A 19902-nucleotide genomic window follows, 5' to 3' on the forward strand; every position below is an offset into this window, starting at 1 on the left:
GTCTCCTCCTCTTATTTTGCATTTGCCACATATTTCAACGGAATCCGCACGGTAAACGTCGTGCCCTCCCCTTCTTCACTGTACACTTTGATAGCCCCTCTGTGCATGATCACAGCGCTTCGTGCAATGGCAAGCCCAAGTCCCGTTCCTCCGATTTCCCTGGAATGAGATTTGTCCACGCGGTAGAATCTCTCGAAAATATGTTCCTGCGCTTCTTTTGGAATTCCCATTCCGGAATCCGCCACTTTTAAATAGAAAAACTTATGGTCTGCGTTTAACGATACATGCACCCAGCCATTTTCATGATTGTACTTGATGGCATTTTCCACCAGATTGCTGACTGCGAGGGAAAGTTTTGTCTCATCTACTTCCGCCTCCACTGTACGGAATGTCTCAAATACAAGCTCGATATTTTGTTTCTGCGCGATCGGCTTGAGTCTTTTTAAAATCCGCTCTACGATGAGGTTAATATCCAGCATTTCGATATTCATATCGTTGGAAGTCTTATCCATCTTCACAAGAGACAAGAGATCGTTGATAATCTTGTTCTCCCGTTCGATCTCCTCCGACATATCTCCCATAAACTCCCGGTAGAGCTCTGCCGGCACTTCCTCCTGGGAAAGAAGAGAATCCGCCAGCACCTTCATGGAAGTAAGCGGCGTCTTCAACTCATGTGAGACATTAGAAACAAATTCCTGTCTCGATTCGTCCAGAACCTTGAACCTTCCGATCATCTTGTTGAACGCCTCCGAAAACCGGATGGTCTCCAGAAATGCATTTTCATGGAGATCGTCTTCCTCATAACTTTCTGTCATGTTTTCGACTGCTTTTGTAATCCGGTTCAGCGGACGCGTAATGTAAAAGCTGATCAGCACGCCCACCGCAATCAATACAACAAACACCGTAATGATGATAATATCCAGCGTCTGTCTCAGATTTTCCTGAATATCCACAATATTGTCCGTGGAAACACTTGCGAGCATAACACCGACAATCTCTTTGGACGCAGTCCCCTGAATCGGAGATGTCACTTCGATATAGCTGTTCCGGTCATCATAATTGCTGACTGTTTCACCTTCAAAACACTTGATCACATCACCGGAAATGATCGTCTTGCCCGCATCCAGATCGTACGAATCCTCAATGATCCGGTAAGACTGATCGATAATCATGACCCGGCCGTTATAAATGTTGGAAAACTGTGTGATCTCCGCGTCGATCGTCTCCGGGATATCTCCCGAAAGTGTGTCCAGCACGGAAAGCTGGTTGCAGAGAATCGTACACTGATTCTGAATCTCTGCCATGCGGATTGAGACAGAGTGGCTCTCGTTGGACCGCAGAACCACAAAACGTAAAATCAGACACGGCACCATTCCCATAAAAAGAATCAGCAGGAAAATCAGAAACCTGAGACTTTTAAACGGATGGTGCCTGAGTTTTAACTTACCCCCTAAAATAGTAACCAACTCCCCATTTTGTATATACATATTTCGGATCACTCGGGTTCACTTCGATCTTCTCACGAAGTCTTCTGATATGTACATCCACAGTCCTTGCATCGCCCGGATACTCATATCCCCAGACAAGATTTAACAGATCCTCTCTGGAATATACCTTGTTCGGGTTGTGGGCCAGAAGTTCCAGAAGATCAAATTCTTTTGCCGTCAGGTTAATCTCTCTGTCTTTGGAAAATACTCTTCTGCTCTCACAGTCAAGCTTTAAGTCTCCTTTGACAATGACCTTCGCATCTTTTCCATCTTTTTCCTTCTTGCCTGTCCGGCGCATGATGGCCTTGATCCTTGCCTTTACCTCCAGAATATTAAACGGCTTTGTGATATAGTCGTCCGCACCATACTCGAGTCCAAGAATCTTGTCCATGTCGTCGCCTTTTGCCGTCAGCATCACAATCGGTACATCCGAAAATTCTCTGATCTGCTGGCATACTTCAAACCCGTCCAGCTTCGGAAGCATGATATCCAGAAGAATCATGTCGTAATCATTGTCCCGTGCATAGGCCAAAGCTTCTTCCCCGTCGTATGCGCAGTCCACTTCCATGCCGTCCTGTTCCAGACTGAAGCGTATTCCTTTTACAATCAGTTTTTCATCGTCTACAACCAATACCCTTTTTGCCATGTTTCTCCCTCGCTACACTGTTATCTTATCTTTAATCTTTTCAAAAACTCCATCCTTGATACCGGAAATATTTTTAATTTCATCGATGGAATCAAAGTTCCCATGTTCTGTTCTGTACTGAAGAATCGCCTCAGCCTTTGCCTCACCGATCCCCGGAAGCGTCATCAGTTCCTCCCTGGAAGCCTGGTTGAGATTGACCAGCCCACCGGCTGCTTCCGGGGATCCGCTTCCGGCTCCTTGCGGGATTGCCGGATTTGCTCCGCTTACTTCCTCTTTGTCCGGCACGTAAATCCTGGCTCCATCTGTCAGAACCTCCGCCAGATTCAGCCAGGAAGCCTCGGCCTCCTCAGTCACGCCGCCCGCCATCTCGATCGCCTGATAAACTCTGCTTCCGGCAGGAAGCGTCACAACACCTTCTTTTTGGACTTCCCCGCAGACGTAGACAACAATCATCTCCGGCTCTGTCTTCTTCCGGTCTTTTGACTCTTCTTCCCCGGCAGATTTCTGCTCAGTATCTTCTTCCAAAACAGCCTCTTTCTCTGACTCTTCCTCCAGAAGCACCACCGTCTCTTCCGGTTCGGCCTCCTTACCGCCGCATCCTGCAAACACCAGAAAAATCAGAACTGCCGCCATACAAAACAATTTTCTTTTCTTTCTATGCATAGTACTCCTTTACCGCAGCCGATAAAAGCCCCCTCTATGCAGATAGTTCTATTGTAACGAATTTCTTTTTAAATTACAACTCTATTTCCACTGGAAAATCGCAATTCCGATCAGCGCAAGCAGAAGCCCTCCCGCCTTTCTCCATTCAAACGGACTTTTGTCCATTCCAAAGAGTCCGAAAAGTTCAATGACATAAGCCACTATCAACTGCGCAATGACAATAAGAAGCGCCGCCTTTGCCGGCCCCAGCTGATCCATGCTTTTGATTACAGTCCAGGTGATGCCCGCACCAATGGCTCCTCCAAGCAGCATATACTTTGGCTGTACTTCCATCAGACTTCCAACGGAATCCCTGCCTGCAAAAAACCAGACGATCAGACAGACGATAAATGCAGAAAACTGGACCCACATATTACTGACCCACATTCCCGCTGTCTTCGTCACCTGTGTATTAAAAACACCCTGCACACTCATCAGCGCACCGGAAATCAATGCAATAATAAAACCGGTCATACCGGAAATCCCTCCTTTCTTCTATATAAGAAAGTAGTCTTTCCAGTATGCCGGTTTTTATTCTTTATTCCAGGATCTCATCCAGAATCCGTATCAGTTCGTCCACTTCTTTTTCTGTGATAATCAGAGGCGGTACAAACCGGATTACGTCACTTCCTGCGCTGATCAGAAGCAGTCCCTTTTCCAGTGCTTTTTTCGTCACTTCCGCCGGAGAAATACTGAGCTGTATTCCCTGCATCAGACCTTTTCCTTTGCAGGCCAGAATGCAGTCGTGTTTCTTTGCCAGTTCCTCAAGCTGTTTTTTCAGATAAGCTCCGATTTCCTTAACATGCTCCGGAATGTGTTTCTCTTCAAAGATCTCAACGGTCTTTGCCACAGCCGCACAGGCAAGCGGTCCGCCGCCGTAAGTCGTACCGTGGTCTCCCGGGGCAAGTGAATACTCTGCCACTTTCTCCGTCATGGCAAACGCCCCTACCGGGAATCCGCTTCCAATGGCTTTTGCCATAGTCATAATATCCGGACGCACGCCGTATTCCTGCCATGCAAAGAAGGAGCCGGTCCGGCCCATGCCGCACTGTACTTCATCGCAGATCATCAGAATATCGTTTTCATCACAGATCTTGCGGATTCCTTTCATGAATTCTTCCGTCGCCACGTTAATTCCGCCTTCGCCCTGCACCGGCTCTACAATGATGGCGCAGGTCCTGTCTGTCACCAGTGCTTTCACACTGTCCAGATCATTAAGCTTTGCAAACTTCACACCCGGAACAAGCGGCTCAAACGGCTCCTGATAAGCTTTGTGGCCTGTCACGGAAACAGAACCGAATCCCCGTCCGTGGAAAGATTCTTCCATGGCAATCCATTCAAATCTTCCACTCTTTTTTGTATAGGCGTATTTTCTTGATGCTTTCAATGCACCTTCCACCGCCTCGCCGCCACTGTTGCAGAAAAAGATCCGGTCCATCCCGGACACCCTCTTCAGCGCTTCTGCCGCCTCTTTTGTTCTTGTATGATAGTAAAGATTAGAAGTGTGGGCCAGCTTGTCAATCTGGCTTTTCAGAGCCTCATTCCACTCTTTATTTCCGTATCCGAGAGAATTTACCGCATATCCGGCCGCGAAATCCAGATAAGCTTTACCCTCCGTATCGTACAGATACGCACCTTTTCCATACTCCAGGATCACTGGAGCCGGATTGTATGTGTGTACAAGCGCATTCTGTACGGAGTCCATATATGATTTATCCATGATAATACCGACACTCCTTGTCATTTAAAATTGCTGTACCAATTCCTTTGTTGGTAAAGATCTCAAGCAGCAGGCAATGCGGAATCCGGCCGTCCAGAATATGAATCCGGGAAACTCCGTTTTCCAGCGCATCGATGCAGCTTTTCAGCTTCGGAAGCATACCGCCTTCGATGTAGCCTTCATTGATCAGACGGATCGCGTCTTCTGCGGAAAGCTCCGGAATCAATGTTTCCGGATCTTTTGGATCTTTGTAGACACCTTCGATATCTGTCAGGAAGGCAAGTTTCTCCGCTTTCACCGCTTTTGCGATAGCACATGCAGCTTCGTCCGCATTGACATTGTATGCCTGGAAATCATTGTCCAGACCAACGGAGCAGACTACCGGAAGGAAATCTTTTTCCAGAAGGTCAAAGAGGATCTTCGGCTCTACGTCGCAGACGCTTCCTACATATCCGATGTCCTCGCCGTCCACGTATTTTTTCGTCACTTTCAGAAGTCCGCCGTCAATGCCGCTGACTCCGATGGATTTAATTCCAAGCTCTTCCACGAGCTGTACCAGCTTTTTGTTGACTTTGGAAAGTACCATCTCCGCAATCTCCATCGTCTCTTCATCTGTTACGCGGAATCCGTTGACAAACTTCGTTTCCTTTCCGACTTTGTCAACCCACTTGCTGATCTCCTTGCCGCCGCCATGAACGATAATCGGCTTGAATCCACAGAGCTTTAACAGGACTACATCCTGGATGACTCTCTTTTCCTGTTCCTCATCGAGCATGGCGCTTCCGCCGTATTTTACTACGATGATCTTTCTGTTGAAACGCTGAATGTACGGGAGCGCTTCAATCAGCACTTCTGCCTTGTCCAGATATTTCTGCATACTCTTGTCCATTTTTCCTACCTCCTAGCTTCTGTAGTCCGCATTGATTTTAATATAATCATATGTAAGGTCGCATCCCCATGCAGATGCTTCTTCCGTTCCCATCTTGATGTCCGCAATGGCTGTCACTTCCGGCTGCGAGAGAATCTCTGTCGCTTTTTCCTCGCTGTAGGCAACAGCAGTACCGTTTTCCGTAATCTGAATCTTTCCTGCCTTGCTCTCGAAGAACAGATCAACCTTCTCCGGATCAAACTGTGCCCCTGAATATCCCATGGCGCAGAAGATTCGTCCCCAGTTGGCATCGTGTCCTGCAATGGCTGTCTTCGTAAGGTCAGAGCATACGATGGATTTTGCCAGGGTCTTTGCCTGCTCTTTTGTCTCGGCTCCGATGACTTTTGCCTCAAACAGAGCCGTGGCTCCCTCGCCGTCTCCTGCAATCTTCTTTGCCAGATAAACATTGATCTCATGAAGTGCCTGGCAGAATGCCTCATACTCCGGTGTTCCCTCTTTGATCTCCTCATTTCCGGCTGCTCCGTTTGCAAGGAGAAGTACGGTGTCATTTGTGGAGGTGTCTCCATCTACGGAGATCATGTTATAAGTATCCTGCACATCCGCGCTCAGCGCCTTCTGAAGCGCCTCTTTGGAAATGACTGCGTCTGTGGTGATGAAACTTAACATCGTGCACATATTCGGATGAATCATTCCGGAACCTTTTGCCATTCCACCGATAGTCACTGTCACGCCGCCAACTTCGATCTCAGCTGCCAGTTCCTTCTCTACGGTATCTGTCGTCATGATGGCTTTTGCCGCCAGTGTTCCATTCTCGATGGAATCATTCTTTTTCTCCGCAAGTGCTTTGACTCCTGCTTTCATACGGTCAATCGGGAGCTGGCGTCCGATCTCTCCGGTCGATCCAAGGGCTACGCTGTCCGCCGGAATTCCGAGTGCTTCCGCTGCCGCCCTGGCAGTCTCCTCACAGTAATACATTCCTTCTTCTCCGGTACAGGCATTTGCAATGCCGGAGTTAACAACGACAGCATGTACCGGTTTCCCGGAATCCACTACCTGACGGTCCCATTTCACCGGCGCTGCTTTTACGACATTCGTCGTGAATGTTCCCGCTGCCGCGCACGGCTTTTCACTGTAAATCAGTGCCATATCCGTCCTGCCCTCGTATTTGATCTTCGCTGCGGTGCTTGCTGCCTCAAATCCTTTTGCCTTTGTCACTCCGCCTTCTACTATCTTCATGTTCCCATCCTCCGTTCTGATCCCGGATTCTGCCCGGCATCTTTATTCTATAAATACTGTAATATTTTCTTCATTTAAAGTGAAATCATAATAATTCAGGTCTTCCCGTTTCGTCCATCCGATCCGGTTCCAGAATGCATTCCCGATATCATTTTTTGTAAAGGCAATCAGAGATACCTTGTTGATCCCCTCTGCCTGCAGCGCCCGCATGGACGCAGCCACCATCTGGCGCCCGATTCCGTGCTTGCGGTATGCCTCCTCTACACAGACGTGGTAAAAGCATCCTCTTCTTCCATCGTGACCGCAGAGAATGCATCCTACGATCTTCCCGTCCTCTTCTGCCACTACACTGGTCGTCGGATTCCTCTTCAGGAAACGTTCCACACCCTCTCTTGAGTCGTCGATGCTGCGGATTCCAAATCCATGAATCGTTTTCCAGAGGTGATACACCTGGTCATAATCCTCAATTGTCATTATCCGAATCTTCATTTTCTCTTACGGGAACATCGGTACGAGATTCAGTCCTTCGTTCTCCGGAAGACCAAACATCAGATTCATATTCTGTACCGCCTGTCCTGCTGCTCCTTTCACCAGATTGTCCATTGCTCCCATCATGATCACTCTGCCCGTCCGCGGGTCAAGCTGGAAGTTCACATCTACATAATTGCTGCCTTCCACCCATTTGGTCTGCGGGCAGATGCCTTTCTCAAGCACTCTTACGAACTGCTCATTCTCATAATAGCGGTCATAGACTGCTTTCACTTCTTCATAGGAAACTTCTTTCTTTAAGGAAGCATAGGCTGTCACCAGAATTCCCCGGTTCATCGGCACCAGATGCGGTGTAAAATTCAGGACCGTCTTTACACCGGATGCGTAGGTCAGCTGCTCCTCGATCTCCGGTGTGTGCCGGTGGGAGGCCACTCCGTATGCTTTGATGTTTTCATTCACTTCGCAGTAAAGATTGTCCACCTTTGCTCCTCTTCCCGCTCCGGATGTCCCGGACTTGGCATCGATAATCAGTGTATTCATATCGATCAGTCCTTCTTTTGCAAGCGGATAGATGGAGAGAATCGAACAGGTCGGATAGCATCCCGGATTGGCGAGAATCCGCGCCCCTTTGATCTGCTCCCGGTTGATCTCACAGAGTCCATACACCGCCTCCGGCAGAAACTGCGGACTCTTGTGCTCGATCTTGTACCATTCCTCGTATACATTCTGATCTTTAATACGGAAATCCGCGCTTAAGTCAATCACTTTGACTTTGGAGAGAATGTCTTCATTTAATAAGGAAGCGCAAAATCCCTGCGGCGTTGCTGTGAAGATCACATCCACCTGATCTGCGAGTTCCTCCATATTGTCATCCTTACAGACGTCCTCCACAATCTGAAACATATTCTGGTAAACTGCTGCGTATTTCTGATCGATATAACTTCTGGAACCGTACCATTTGATCTCCACGTCCTTGTGACCCATCAGGATCCGGACCAGTTCTCCTCCGGCATATCCAGTCGCTCCGATGATTCCTGCTTTTATCATGATTCTTTCGATCCTTTCTTTTCTTTCTATAGAATGCTCTGTTGGAATCGAGCTGTTTTGCTTGTAGTCTTTAGTATACAACCTTTTTTTTCCTTTCACAAGTATAAATACACATATTTTTTGTATAATTATTCTTCTTTTATGAATATTTTTTTGTGTATTATGCATTGCTCCTCGAAAAAACTTTTATTTTTATCTGATTTTCTACATTTTTCTGTTGCATAATTATAAAAAAAGGTGTATAGTAACACATGTGATTGACGAAAACAAAATTTCAGGAGGATATAGATATGAAAGAAAAAGTTGTACTGGCGTACTCAGGCGGACTGGATACTACCGCTGTCATCCCGTGGCTGAAGGAAACGTTTAACTATGATGTCATCTGCTGCTGTATCGACTGCGGTCAGGGAGAGGAGCTTGACGGACTGGAAGAACGTGCGAAAATGTCCGGCGCAAGCAAGCTTTATATTGAAAATATCGTAGATGAATTCTGCGAAGACTACATTATGCCTTGCGTACAGGCAGGCGCTGTTTACGAAAACAAATACCTGCTCGGTACTGCGATGGCTCGTCCGGGAATTGCAAAGAAACTTGTGGAAATCGCAAGAAAAGAAAATGCCGTAGCAATCTGCCACGGTGCAACCGGAAAAGGAAATGACCAGATCCGCTTTGAACTTGGAATCACTGCTCTCGCACCGGATCTGAAGATCATCGCTCCATGGAGAATGACAGATCTGTGGACCATGCAGTCCCGTGAAGATGAGATCGAATACTGCAAACAGCACGGCATTGATCTTCCATTTGATACAAAACACAGCTACAGCCGTGACCGGAACCTCTGGCATATCAGCCACGAAGGTCTGGAACTGGAAGATCCGTCCCAGGCTCCAAACTACGATGATCTGCTTGTACTTACCGTAACACCGGAAAAAGCACCGGATGAACCGGAAGAAGTAACCATGACTTTTGAAAGCGGCGTGCCGAAAACTCTGAACGGAAAAGAGATGAAAGTTTCCGAAATCATCACAGAGCTCAACAAACTCGGCGGAAAACACGGCATCGGTATCATCGATATCGTGGAAAACCGTGTTGTCGGCATGAAGTCCCGTGGTGTCTATGAAACTCCTGGCGGAACGATCCTGATGGAAGCACATCAGCAGCTGGAAGAACTCGTTCTCGACCGCGCTACTTATGAAGTGAAGAAAAACATGGGCAACAAACTTGCTCAGGTTGTCTACGAAGGAAAATGGTTTACACCGCTTCGCGAAGCAATCCAGGCATTTGTAACATCCACACAGAAATATGTGACAGGAGAAGTAAAATTCAGACTGTATAAAGGCAACATCATCAAAGCCGGAACAACCTCTCCATATTCTCTGTACAATGAATCACTTGCAAGCTTTACAACCGGCGATCTTTACGATCACCACGACGCTGACGGCTTCATCAACCTGTTCGGACTTCCGTTGAAAGTTCGCGCCATGAAGCTGATGGAAGAGAAAAATAATCAGAAATAATTCATAATCATGCATAATTATAAACCAGCTTCCGGGGAATGTTTATTCTCCGGAAGTTTTGGCATGTTTACGTATCAGAGGTGAAAAATATGATTTTACTCTACGCAACAACCAATCCTGCCAAACTCGATTCCATGAGGCGGGTACTAGATTCACTGTCCATCGAACTGACCGGACTTTGCGATCTGAATCTGCCCCTTCCTGATGTAGCAGAAACCGGGAAGAATCCTCTGGAAAATGCGGTTCTGAAAGCAAAGATCTACTACGAAGCACTCCATACCCCGCTTTTTTCCTGTGACAGCGGATTGTATTTTGAAGAACTCCCGGACGAATTGCAGCCGGGCACCCATATCCGCCGGGTCGGCGGTCGTTCCCTGACCGACGAAGAAATGATTTCCTATTATTCCGATCTTGCCGGAAAACACGGAGGTACACTGACCGGAAGATACAAAAATGCAGTCTGCCTCATTTTTGATCCGGATCATATTTACAGCAGTATGGACGAAAGCATCTGGACCGAGCCCTTTCTTCTGACAGATACTCCACATTCAAAACGGGTGGCAGGATACCCTCTGGACAGCCTTTCTCTGGACTGTAAAACGAGGAAGTATTACTACGATCTTCCCGATCAGGAAGAGGATTCCTCCACGGTCGATGCCGGTTACCGTGCCTTTTTTGAGGCGCATTGCCGTGATGGGATGCGTTAATTTTTTCAGAAAACTGACACCTATTATCCATAAAATGTGTCTTTTGAGAAAAAGCACTGGAATTCCCGCTCCTATTCTGGTAAGATTATTAGAATCATACCTGTGAGGGAGGGAAAGAAAAATGGAAATCTTAACACTGAAACGACCGGACATTTCCTTTTCGGATGAGATCCGCTCCTATCGTCAGGAGTTTCTCGATGCGGGGAGCCCTCTCAATGGCTGCGGCCCTCTGGCCGACATGGAAGATCCGGCAGAATGGGTAGCACACACAGTACGCTTTGAAAAGGGCGATGATATCCCTGAGGATATGGTACCATCGACTCAGTTTATCTATGTCAGAGAGTCTGACGGCAAAATCCTCGGTACCATCCAGATCCGTCACTCCTTTACTCCATTTCTGGAAACATACGGCGGACATATCGGCTACTCCATCCGTCCAAGCGAACGTCGTAAGGGATACGCAAAGCAGATGCTTCACGACTGTCTTCCATACTGCAAAGAACTCGGACTGGAAAAGGTAATGGTCTCCTGCGTGGATACCAATGTTGCAAGCCGGAAGACGATCCTTGCAAACGGCGGCGTTTATGACGGCACTGTCTGGGAACCGGAAGAACAGGTAAACTTTGAGCGGTACTGGATTACAGTGGAATAAACGAATTTCCTTATAAGCTAAAAACGGACATTTGCAGACGCAACTGTCCGTTTTTTCATTTCCCTGCTATTTCATAAAAAATCTCTTGACTTATGTCCGAAATCGGATATAATATACAATGTACGAAATCGGACAAGGGGTGAGCATATGCACTACTTAGGAGCAGAACAATATACTTATTTGGCAGGCGAAATCAATGCTTTATATCATGAAGCCGCTGTAAAAACGGGAATTTCAGACAGTGTTCAGAATATTTTATATGTACTCTGCGAGAAAGGTGGAAAATGTCTGCAAAGTGAGATCAGCAGACTCACAGGCATCAGCCGCCAGACCATCAATTCTGCCATCCGCAAGTTAGAAAAAGAAGAAATTGTATATCTGGAACAGGGGAAAGGCAGAAATACCATTCTCTGTCTGACTGAAAAAGGGCAGAAATTTTCATTGGAAAAAATCTATCCTTTACACGAAATCGAAAACAAAATCTGGAGTGAGTGGACTCCGGAAGAACAGCAACAATACCTGGCTCTTACGAAAAAATATCGTGACGGATTAAAGAAATATATGGAAGCCCTGCTATAAATACAGGGAAGAATGATCTTTGGAAGGGAGGTGGCTTGATGTCGGCATCAGTACGCTAAGGGGATTATCGTACTTGATATTGTCCCCTGTTTGAAAAACTATTTTGAAAATGAGAGGACAATTGAATATGAAAAAAATACAAAAGTGGAAATCACAATTTATCATCGTTGCATTAGGACAGGCAGTTTCCATGCTGGGCAGCCACGGTGTTCAGTTTGCCTTGATCTGGTGGCTTGCTGAGAAGACATCTTCGCCTTTCATGCTGGGAATATCAGGACTTGTCGCCTATCTCCCGATGTCGTTATTCAGCCCGATTGCAGGCATTGCGGCAGACCGTTACAACCGAAAGTTTATCTCTATTTTTTCGGACATGGCAATGGGAATCACTGCACTGATTTACGCAGTGATGCTGTACTTTTTTGACCTGCCTGTATGGACAGTATGTATTATGCTTTGTGTCAGAGGGATTGGCAGCACCTTTCAGCAGCCGGCCATACAGTCCATTATTCCGCAGCTTGTACCAAAAGACCAACTGATCAAAACCAATGGGTGGATGCAGCTTTTAAGTTCCGGTTCTTTCCTGATCGGGCCGGTCATCGGCGCAGTTTTATACTCGCTCTTCCCTATGTCCATCGTTTTGGTGAGTGATGTGGCAGGAGCAATTTTAGCAAGCAGCGCATTAGCCATTGTGAAAATCCCGAAGCTGGAAAAAACAGACAAGGAAGAACAGCATTTTGTTGCAGAAATCAAAGAGGGGTTACAGGTATTTAAAGAAGATAAACGACTGTTTTACATTGTTGCCGCAGAAGCACTTTGCATGTTCTTTTACGCACCGCTCTCTTCTTTTTATCCATTGATGACAAGCGATTATTTTCAGTTGTCAGCCATGCACGGCAGTGCTGTGGAGCTGTCCTTTGCCGTCGGCATGATGGTAGCATCCCTCCTGTTTTCCAGCGTTTTAAAAGTAGAACGTAAAATCAGGGTTTCTTTTATCGGTCTGTTTGGAATGGGGAGCACATCTCTGATCTGTGGCGTCATACCTCCGACTTATGTTGGCTGGTTCTTCTTTGCAGCAAGCTGTATCTGCCTGGGCGCTTCCGGAAATGTTCATACAATTCCACTGACTGCTTATATACAGGAAACCGTTGCTCCCGAAAAAATGGGACGGGCATTTTCGGTACTTACTTTGATTTCTTCCGTTACAATGCCGATTGGATTACTTTTCAGCAGTCCGATAGCAGAACAAGTAGGCGTGAATGTCTGGTTTTTCATTTCCGGCCTTTGCATGATTCTGCTGACCAGCCTTGTGTTTATCCGGTATTCGGTAAAAACAGAGGCATCAGAAAAAAGGTGTAATGAGGAAAAGACAAATTAGAAATCCTGATTCACTAAAATCTCCAAAAAGATAAAAAGCGTGGCCCCGACAGCTCACCGGCTGCCGGGGTCCGCTTTGGCAATACGCTATGTTTCTCTTTTATCTTTCAAATGTATACTGAATTCCGGCAACTTGTTTCCCGCCAATCAGCACCTCTTTTTCCCGCCCCGGACTTCCGCCATTTGCCTCATAAAATTTCCGGTTTGGATTTTCTTTCACGCACCATAGGGACACTTTTCTTTTCGGTCCTAATATCTGAAACATATATTCCAACATCTGTGTTCCATAGCCTTTTCCCCGATACTTTTCATCGAAGTATAAGGTATCGATCTCCGCATGTCCCTCATCGATCACACGGCAGGAAGCAAATCCAGCGATGTTTCCGTTGATCTCATACACATACAGATCTTCTTCTCCCTTTTCCAGCTTTCTCTCCCATGCCTGTCGCTGCTCGTCATAATTTCGTTTCTCAAGTACTTCTTCCGGCATGATTCCCCTGTAGACCTGTTTCCATGCATCTACATGAATTCTGGCAACCGCCGCAAGATCCTCGGTCACGCCTCTCCGGATCATGCTGTCTCCTCCTTTATTTCTTGCAGATCCATCTTTCAAATGGATTTCTGTCATCTTTTGCGATCCGGACTGTTCCTTTCCTGATCCCGGCTTCAATCCGGTGTGCCAGCCAGCCGTCTCCGATTCCCGGCTCATATTCTCCCAGAACGTTTCCAAGAACCTCTGCTTCTTGTTGCGGTTCTTCTGTCAACGTGTTTTCGATCATGAAGTCATAAAAGGATTCCCGAACGCTCATCGGTTTTCCATTGACAGAGGCTCTGAGTACTGCGTTCTCCTGCACAAGTCTCTCCCAGTGCATCGTCCCGATCTGGATTTCCCACTCATTCAACGGTTTTTCATACGCAAGGAGCGATGGAAATTCCTCATGCACAATCTCTCCCATCGTAGATACCTCATATGGCATGTTGGTATCCTGACGGAACAGGACGTCCGGCAGTTTCACTGCCGAAATCTGGTCGGTCAAATCGTTTAACAGGTGGCAGGTATAATAATAGCCGCACACTTCATAAGGTGCTTTGCCGTACCAGATACGGATTGTTTTCCCCTCTGCCGCAAGCGTTCTCAATCTCTCCGACATCACACTGTATCTGTTGACTCGTTCTTTATATTCTTTCCACACACGCTCTCCCGCTTTTGTCCCGTCACGGAACAGGGTTTCCTGCGCATTGCTTCTTTTGCTTTCATTATCCAGATTCCGGATCTCTCCAACGTCCAGTCCCAGATCCAGACAGATAATCTCGTCCGCCCGGTTTCGCAGCCGGGACATTTTCAATGAAGCCGCCTCACTTGCACCAAATACTACTTCTACCATATATTTCTCCCTCAAAAAATTATCAACTAAAGTACTGTATCAATCACACGTTTTGCGTTGCCGTACCAGATCTTTTCCCGTTGTCGCCCGGTAAATCCGGCCTTTCCGAGCGCGTCGTAAAGAAGGGGCATCGCACCGATGTCTTCGATCTCCATCTTCTCTGCTCCTCCAAAGCCGTCAAAATCCGTTCCAATAGCGATAACATCTTCTCCGCCTTTCTGGTACATATGCCGGACATGACTTACCATCTCTTCGATCAGGCAGGAACCGCTTTCCCCAAGAAACTCCTGATAAAAATTCAGGCCGGCAATCCCTCCTTTTTCGGCAAGCGCCCGGATCTGTTCATCCGAAAGATTTCTCGGATGATTCCGAAGCGCCCGCGCATTGGAATGAGACGCCACCGGAGGGGTTTTGCTGTGAGAAACCACATCCCAGAAGCCGCCCTCTGACAGATGGGAGACGTCGATAATCATCCCGATCCGGTTCATTTCCTCAACCACGGAAAAGCCAAACTGCTTCAATCCCTTTCCCATCACCTGTGCATCCGGGCTGTTCGGATAACCGATGCAGTTTTCATAATTCCACGTCAATGTGATCAGGCGGATTCCCATATCATACAGTCCCTGCACCCGTTCCAGCTCTCCATGGATCACTCCACCCTCTTCCAGTGTCAGAAAGGCGGAAATCTTTCCTGCCTTCCTGTTCCGTTCGAGGTCGCTTCCATTTCCTGCAAAAGCAATCTCATCCGGATAGATCCAGATCTGTTTTTTCAGATACGTGGCCATCCTTCTGACATATTCATATGCCTGTTCGTGCTTCGATTTTCCAAGAAATTCCACCAGCGGCACAAAGCAGGCAAAAAACTGTGCCATGGATCCTCCCCGCTTCATTTTTTCTATATCTACCTTCAGATGGTTCTTTTTCAGATCCTGATCCGGCATATTTTCGGACAATAATTCACATACCGTATCACAGTGCATGTCAATCAGATTCATAAGAAACGACTCCTTTTCATAAACTGATACCATTATAATCTAATATAAGCAGAAAGGAAATCAGATATGAAACAGAATTCCCCTTCCATCGGTATCGTTGTGTGCGCCAGAGAACACGGGCGCATGTTTACCAGTCTTCCATACATACAGGCAGCCGCAGATCACGGCGGACTTCCTTTTCTGATTCCTTTTTACGAAGACATGGAACTCTCCTATTTTCGGGCGTGTCTGAAAAAATACGACGGTTTTCTGTTCTGCGGCGGCGCCGATATCAATCCCCTACTGTTCGGTCAGGTACCGTCCCCGGAACTTGGAACAACCGATTATGACTTTGACCGGTTCCAGCTTGACTTTCTTACCTTTCTTCTGAAGGACTCTGAAAAGCCGGTCCTCGGTATCTGCAAGGGAATGCAGCTTCTGACTCTTGCCTGCGGCGGCACCATTTACCAGGATCTGTCCGAGCAGCCGGATTTCTTTAACCACAGCCCCGCTGCCGCTTTCCGGCATGATCCTGTCCATCTCGTCCGCACACTGGAAGATACAATGCTGTCCGACCTGATCGGAAAGCAGGCCAAAGTCAACAGCTTCCACCATCAGGCAGTCAAAGATCCGGGAGAAGTTCTCCGAATCTGTGCCCTCGCACCGGACGGACTGATTGAAGCGGTGGAAGGAATCAGGCATCCTTTCCTGCTTGGCATCCAGTGGCATCCGGAATGTATGTATCTGACCTCCCGGAAAATGAGCCGGATCTTCTCCGCCTTCATCGAAGCCTGCCGAAACTGACTGCTCTTTTTTACTTTTCAAACGGAAAACGGATGCCCCATGCGTTTCGCATGCTGTCCATCAGCTGCATCATGTAGATCGACTCACTGTGAGGCATCTGCGGGCATTCCGTTTTTCCCGCACGTACAGCTTCCATAGCTGCCCGTACTTCGTACTCAAATCCGGTAATCTGCTCCGGCGTTTCCATCTCCCGGATCAGTTTTCTGCTGTTGTCAAAAACCTGAATCCTGTCCACATCATTGATATTCCATGCAATCAGATATCCTTTGTCGCCGTAGACGATTCCTGCCTGCTCTGTTCCGCCTAACATGCTGCTGTGCATCGATGCCATACATCCGTCTTCAAAAATAAATGTGGCTGCATTCTGCGCGTCAACTCCGGTCTCCAGCTTGACACAGGACGTATCCATGGACTTGATTTTGGCATCGGTAATCATCCGGATAAAAGTCAGCGGATAAATACCCACATCCAGAAGCGCCCCTCCGGCAAGCTCCGGATTACGAAGCCGTTCTACATTTTTGATATCATAGCCGAGATTTGCCGTAATCATATGGACCTTCCCGATCTCTCCGGAACGGATCACCTCGTCAATCATGGCTCTGGATGGAAGGAAACGTGTCCACATTGCCTCACCCGCAAAGATCCCTTTTTCCTCGGAAATCCGGAAAATCTCCTCCGCCTGTGCGGCGTTTGCCGTAAATGCTTTCTCACAGAGCACCGGTTTTCCGGCTTCCAGCGCCATCTTCATATACTGATAATGATGGGAATGCGGAGTCGCCACATAGACAAGTTCCACCTCCGGATCTGCAAACAGTTCCTCATAAGAACCGTACGCCTTTTCTATCTGATTCTTTTCGGCAAATGCCTGTGCCTTTGCGAGGTCACGGGATGCCACTGCATATGCTGTTGCGTCCTCCATCTCATTTAATGTCTTCGCCATAGTGACGGCAATTCCGCCCGCTCCGATAATTCCTACCTTCATCTTTGTCCTCCTTTTCTGATCTGCATGTTGATTTAGATGTTATACAATTACAATCTCCTTACTTCCTCCACTCTGTCCTTATTGTATCAAATTTCCCGCTGTAAGACAAAACTAACGCCTGAAAGAGAATTCTGTTTTTCCGGGTGACAATCCTTCGGTTTTCCTGTACAATAGGGAAAGACTGTATCATAAGGAGTTTGAGTGATGAGTATTTTAAATGTAGAACATCTGTCACACGGTTTTGGAGACCGTGCGATCTTTTCGGATGTTTCCTTCCGCCTGCTCCGCGGTGAACACATCGGACTGGTAGGCGCAAACGGGGAAGGAAAGTCCACGTTTTTTAATATGATTACCGGCCATCTGACACCGGATGAAGGGAAAATCGAATGGTCCAAAAATGTCCGTGTCGGCTATCTGGATCAGCACACGGTCCTGGAAAAAGGGATGACCATCCGGGACGTACTGAAATCCGCCTTTTCCTGGCTCTTTGAACTGGAAGAAAAGATGAATCAGATCTGTGATTCTCTGGGAGATGCTTCGGAAGATGAAATGACTGCCATGATGGAAGAGCTCGGAACCATTCAGGACACCCTGACCATGCACGACTTCTATACCATTGACAGTAAGGTGGAGGAAGTGGCAAGAGCCCTCGGTCTTCTGGACATCGGCCTGGACCGGGATGTCACCGATTTAAGCGGTGGACAGCGTACTAAAATCCTTCTTGGAAAACTGCTTCTGGAAAAGCCGGACATCCTTCTTCTGGACGAGCCTACCAACTATCTGGATGAAGAGCATATTGCCTGGCTGAAGCGCTATCTTCAGGAATATGAAAGTGCTTTTATCCTGATCTCCCATGATATTCCATTCTTAAATGACGTTGTCAACATCATTTACCACATGGAAAATCAGAAACTCGACCGCTATGTAGGCGACTATACGCATTTTGAGGAAGTTTACGCTGTCAAGAAAGCACAGCTGGAGGCGGCCTACCGCCGACAGCAGCAGGAAATCAGCGAGCTGAAAGATTTCGTGGCACGGAATAAAGCCCGGGTCTCCACACGGAACATGGCCATGTCCCGTCAGAAAAAGCTGGACAAGATGGAGAAAATCGAACTTGCAGCGGAACGTCCGAAACCGGAATTCCACTTCCGCTACGGGCGGACACCGGGCCGGATTCTCTTTGAGACAAAGGATCTGGTGATCGGATACAACGAGCCTCTCTCCAAGCCTCTTTCCATCTCCATGGAACGCGGCCAGAAGATTGCGCTCACCGGAGCAAACGGAATCGGGAAAACAACGCTTTTAAAGAGCATCCTCGGGCTGATTCCATCGCTGAGCGGAAGCTGTGAGCTGGGAGAAAATCTCCAGATCGGATATTTCGAGCAGGAAGTCAAAGGCGAAAACACCGCCACCTGCATCGATGAAATCTGGGATGAATTTCCATCCTTCAATCAGTACGAAGTGCGGTCTGCCCTTGCAAAATGCGGCCTGACTACCAAGCATATCGAAAGCCAGATCCGGGTATTAAGCGGAGGCGAGCAGGCGAAAGTCCGGTTATGTAAACTTGTAAACCGTGACACGAATATCCTGCTTCTGGACGAGCCGACCAACCATCTGGATGTGGATGCCAAGGAAGCACTGAAAAAAGCACTTCTGGAATACCGTGGAAGTCTCCTTCTGATCTGCCACGAACCGGAGTTCTACCGGGATGTGGTATCCGAAGTGTGGGACTGCACAAAGTGGACAACCAAAATCATCTAATCTGTAAAACCGGAACAGACGCAAAAGATCCCCGCAGGAATCCGGGCCTTACGGCCGCCCCTTGATTCCTGCAGGGATCTCTTTTTGAAACATTTTCTGCTCTATCTATTCCCGGTCTACAATCCGTAAAATATGGATCGCCAGAAATCCGATTTCTTCCCGTTTCACTTCCGTCTTCAGTTCTTTTTCCATCCAGGCACAGATCTTCACTGCCACCTCAAACTCTTTCGGATATTTCAGCTGTACGAATTCATTTAAGTCCGCTTTCACCTGCTCGCCTTTGCGTGTCCGTACAAGCATGTAGTAAATATGGCTCATCATACGGTTATACGCAAGAGAATCCGGTTCCACATCAATCTGAAACTGCTCTTCAATCATCCTGATTCCTTCATTAATGATCCGGGTATTATCCAGTGTCTCGGAAACCTTCTCATCCGTACGGGCCGAATGAATATGCAGAGAGATAAATCCGACCTCATCATCAGAGATCTCGGAACCAGTCATCTCACGGATGATTTCCCGCCCTTTCAGGGCAACCTCGTACTCTTTTTCAAACAGTACCTTGATGTCCGGCGTAAACGGATTTGGTATCTGCCTCTTCTCTTCCGCCCGCTTTGCCGCAAGCGCGATATGGTCTGCCAGAGGGAGCAGAGAGTCATGACTGACATGCTCAAATACCTTCTCCGCTTCCTCCAGAATTCGTCCGGTGGCCTCAATATATACCGGCTTGATGCCGTTGACCACTTTCAATGCGGAGACCTGCTTCTTCTTCGTCACCAGCGTGTAAATCTTGGCGTTTTTGATCATTTTCATCTCTTCGCCCGGATGTTTCCCGAAGCCGATCCCGTTTCCGAGCAGAATGATCTCCCGCTTCTTCTCACGGTCCAGGGCAAGAATGGCATTGTTATTCAATACTTTGATAATTCGATACATCTGACATAAGCTCCTTTA

21 protein-coding genes are annotated in these 19902 nt (G+C 47.4%); 7 read left to right on the top strand and 14 right to left on the bottom strand.

The features are described from left to right. Window positions 1-11: 11 nt before the first annotated feature. From B5E64_RS04800 to argC, 9 genes are all read right to left on the bottom strand, one after another. A complete protein-coding gene (locus tag B5E64_RS04800) occupies window positions 12-1487 on the bottom strand; it encodes an ATP-binding protein (RefSeq protein WP_087167389.1) in 1476 nt (491 codons plus the stop codon). Next, window positions 1444-2133 (bottom strand): response regulator transcription factor, encoded by a 690-nt coding sequence (locus B5E64_RS04805; RefSeq protein ID WP_087167390.1) that lies wholly within the window; start codon window positions 2131-2133, stop codon window positions 1444-1446. Before B5E64_RS04805 ends, B5E64_RS04800 begins: the two co-directional genes overlap by 44 nt. Before the next feature lie 12 nt (window positions 2134-2145). Continuing rightward, entirely contained in the window at window positions 2146-2796 is a 651-nt protein-coding gene (locus B5E64_RS04810) for a helix-hairpin-helix domain-containing protein (protein WP_087167391.1), read from the bottom strand. Between the two features lie 81 nt (window positions 2797-2877). Beyond that, window positions 2878-3309 (bottom strand): DMT family transporter, encoded by a 432-nt coding sequence (locus B5E64_RS04815; protein WP_087167392.1) that lies wholly within the window; start codon window positions 3307-3309, stop codon window positions 2878-2880. A gap of 64 nt (window positions 3310-3373) precedes the next feature. Further along, complete coding sequence (locus B5E64_RS04820) at window positions 3374-4555, bottom strand: aspartate aminotransferase family protein (protein ID WP_087167393.1); 1182 nt, start codon at window positions 4553-4555, stop codon at window positions 3374-3376. Then, window positions 4548-5444 carry an acetylglutamate kinase gene (gene argB, locus B5E64_RS04825; protein ID WP_087167394.1) on the bottom strand — a complete coding sequence of 299 codons (897 nt, stop codon included), beginning with the start codon at window positions 5442-5444 and terminating at the stop codon, window positions 4548-4550. The genes B5E64_RS04820 and argB overlap by 8 nt, the downstream gene beginning before the upstream one ends. A 12-nt stretch (window positions 5445-5456) precedes the next feature. Next, window positions 5457-6680, bottom strand: coding sequence for a bifunctional glutamate N-acetyltransferase/amino-acid acetyltransferase ArgJ (argJ, locus tag B5E64_RS04830; RefSeq protein ID WP_087167395.1), 1224 nt, complete (start codon window positions 6678-6680; stop codon window positions 5457-5459). A 42-nt stretch (window positions 6681-6722) separates the two neighbouring features. After that, window positions 6723-7169, bottom strand: a complete 447-nt coding sequence (locus tag B5E64_RS04835; protein WP_087167396.1) for a GNAT family N-acetyltransferase — start codon at window positions 7167-7169, stop codon at window positions 6723-6725. 6 nt (window positions 7170-7175) lie between these two features. Continuing rightward, on the bottom strand, window positions 7176-8216 hold the full coding sequence (gene argC / locus B5E64_RS04840) for an N-acetyl-gamma-glutamyl-phosphate reductase (RefSeq protein ID WP_087167521.1): 1041 nt from the start codon (window positions 8214-8216) through the stop codon (window positions 7176-7178). Between the two features lie 290 nt (window positions 8217-8506). On the opposite strand from argC, the gene B5E64_RS04845 reads away from it, so the two are divergent. The 5 genes from B5E64_RS04845 (at window position 8507) to B5E64_RS04865 (ending at window position 13046) form a co-directional block, all read left to right on the top strand. Beyond that, window positions 8507-9733: an argininosuccinate synthase gene (locus B5E64_RS04845; protein WP_087167397.1), complete on the top strand. Its 1227-nt coding sequence runs from the start codon at window positions 8507-8509 to the stop codon at window positions 9731-9733. Between the two features lie 89 nt (window positions 9734-9822). Beyond that, window positions 9823-10440 (top strand): non-canonical purine NTP pyrophosphatase, encoded by a 618-nt coding sequence (locus B5E64_RS04850; RefSeq protein WP_087167398.1) that lies wholly within the window; start codon window positions 9823-9825, stop codon window positions 10438-10440. A gap of 121 nt (window positions 10441-10561) precedes the next feature. Further along, complete coding sequence (locus B5E64_RS04855; protein WP_087167399.1) at window positions 10562-11092, top strand: GNAT family N-acetyltransferase; 531 nt, start codon at window positions 10562-10564, stop codon at window positions 11090-11092. Between the two features lie 147 nt (window positions 11093-11239). Beyond that, a complete protein-coding gene (locus B5E64_RS04860; RefSeq protein ID WP_087167400.1) occupies window positions 11240-11671 on the top strand; it encodes a MarR family transcriptional regulator in 432 nt (143 codons plus the stop codon). Window positions 11672-11798: 127 nt separating this feature from the next. Further along, window positions 11799-13046, top strand: a complete 1248-nt coding sequence (locus B5E64_RS04865; RefSeq protein WP_087167401.1) for an MFS transporter — start codon at window positions 11799-11801, stop codon at window positions 13044-13046. Between the two features lie 99 nt (window positions 13047-13145). On the opposite strand, the gene B5E64_RS04870 is transcribed toward B5E64_RS04865, so the two are convergent. The 3 genes from B5E64_RS04870 to B5E64_RS04880 are packed head-to-tail and all read right to left on the bottom strand — an operon-like array spanning window position 13146 to window position 15425. Then, window positions 13146-13673 (bottom strand): GNAT family N-acetyltransferase, encoded by a 528-nt coding sequence (locus B5E64_RS04870; RefSeq protein WP_162610133.1) that lies wholly within the window; start codon window positions 13671-13673, stop codon window positions 13146-13148. Further along, entirely contained in the window at window positions 13633-14430 is a 798-nt protein-coding gene (locus B5E64_RS04875; protein WP_087167403.1) for a DUF1835 domain-containing protein, read from the bottom strand. Before B5E64_RS04875 ends, B5E64_RS04870 begins: the two co-directional genes overlap by 41 nt. Window positions 14431-14456: 26 nt before the next feature. Next, window positions 14457-15425: a dipeptidase gene (locus B5E64_RS04880; protein WP_087167404.1), complete on the bottom strand. Its 969-nt coding sequence runs from the start codon at window positions 15423-15425 to the stop codon at window positions 14457-14459. A gap of 66 nt (window positions 15426-15491) precedes the next feature. On the opposite strand from B5E64_RS04880, the gene B5E64_RS04885 reads away from it, so the two are divergent. Beyond that, window positions 15492-16208 carry a gamma-glutamyl-gamma-aminobutyrate hydrolase family protein gene (locus B5E64_RS04885; RefSeq protein ID WP_087167405.1) on the top strand — a complete coding sequence of 239 codons (717 nt, stop codon included), beginning with the start codon at window positions 15492-15494 and terminating at the stop codon, window positions 16206-16208. A 10-nt stretch (window positions 16209-16218) separates the two neighbouring features. Here the strand turns inward: B5E64_RS04885 and B5E64_RS04890 are convergent, their stop codons facing one another. Beyond that, a complete protein-coding gene (locus B5E64_RS04890; protein ID WP_087167406.1) occupies window positions 16219-17190 on the bottom strand; it encodes a Gfo/Idh/MocA family oxidoreductase in 972 nt (323 codons plus the stop codon). A 204-nt stretch (window positions 17191-17394) separates the two neighbouring features. Here B5E64_RS04890 and B5E64_RS04895 point away from each other — a divergent pair, with 204 nt between their 5' ends. After that, entirely contained in the window at window positions 17395-18951 is a 1557-nt protein-coding gene (locus B5E64_RS04895; protein WP_087167407.1) for an ABC-F family ATP-binding cassette domain-containing protein, read from the top strand. 105 nt (window positions 18952-19056) lie between these two features. Here the strand turns inward: B5E64_RS04895 and B5E64_RS04900 are convergent, their stop codons facing one another. Next, window positions 19057-19884 (bottom strand): PRD domain-containing protein, encoded by an 828-nt coding sequence (locus B5E64_RS04900; RefSeq protein WP_087167408.1) that lies wholly within the window; start codon window positions 19882-19884, stop codon window positions 19057-19059. Window positions 19885-19902 lie beyond the last annotated feature (18 nt).

The organism is Drancourtella sp. An12, assembly GCF_002160935.1.
Lineage (GTDB): Bacteria > Bacillota > Clostridia > Lachnospirales > Lachnospiraceae > Sellimonas > Sellimonas catena.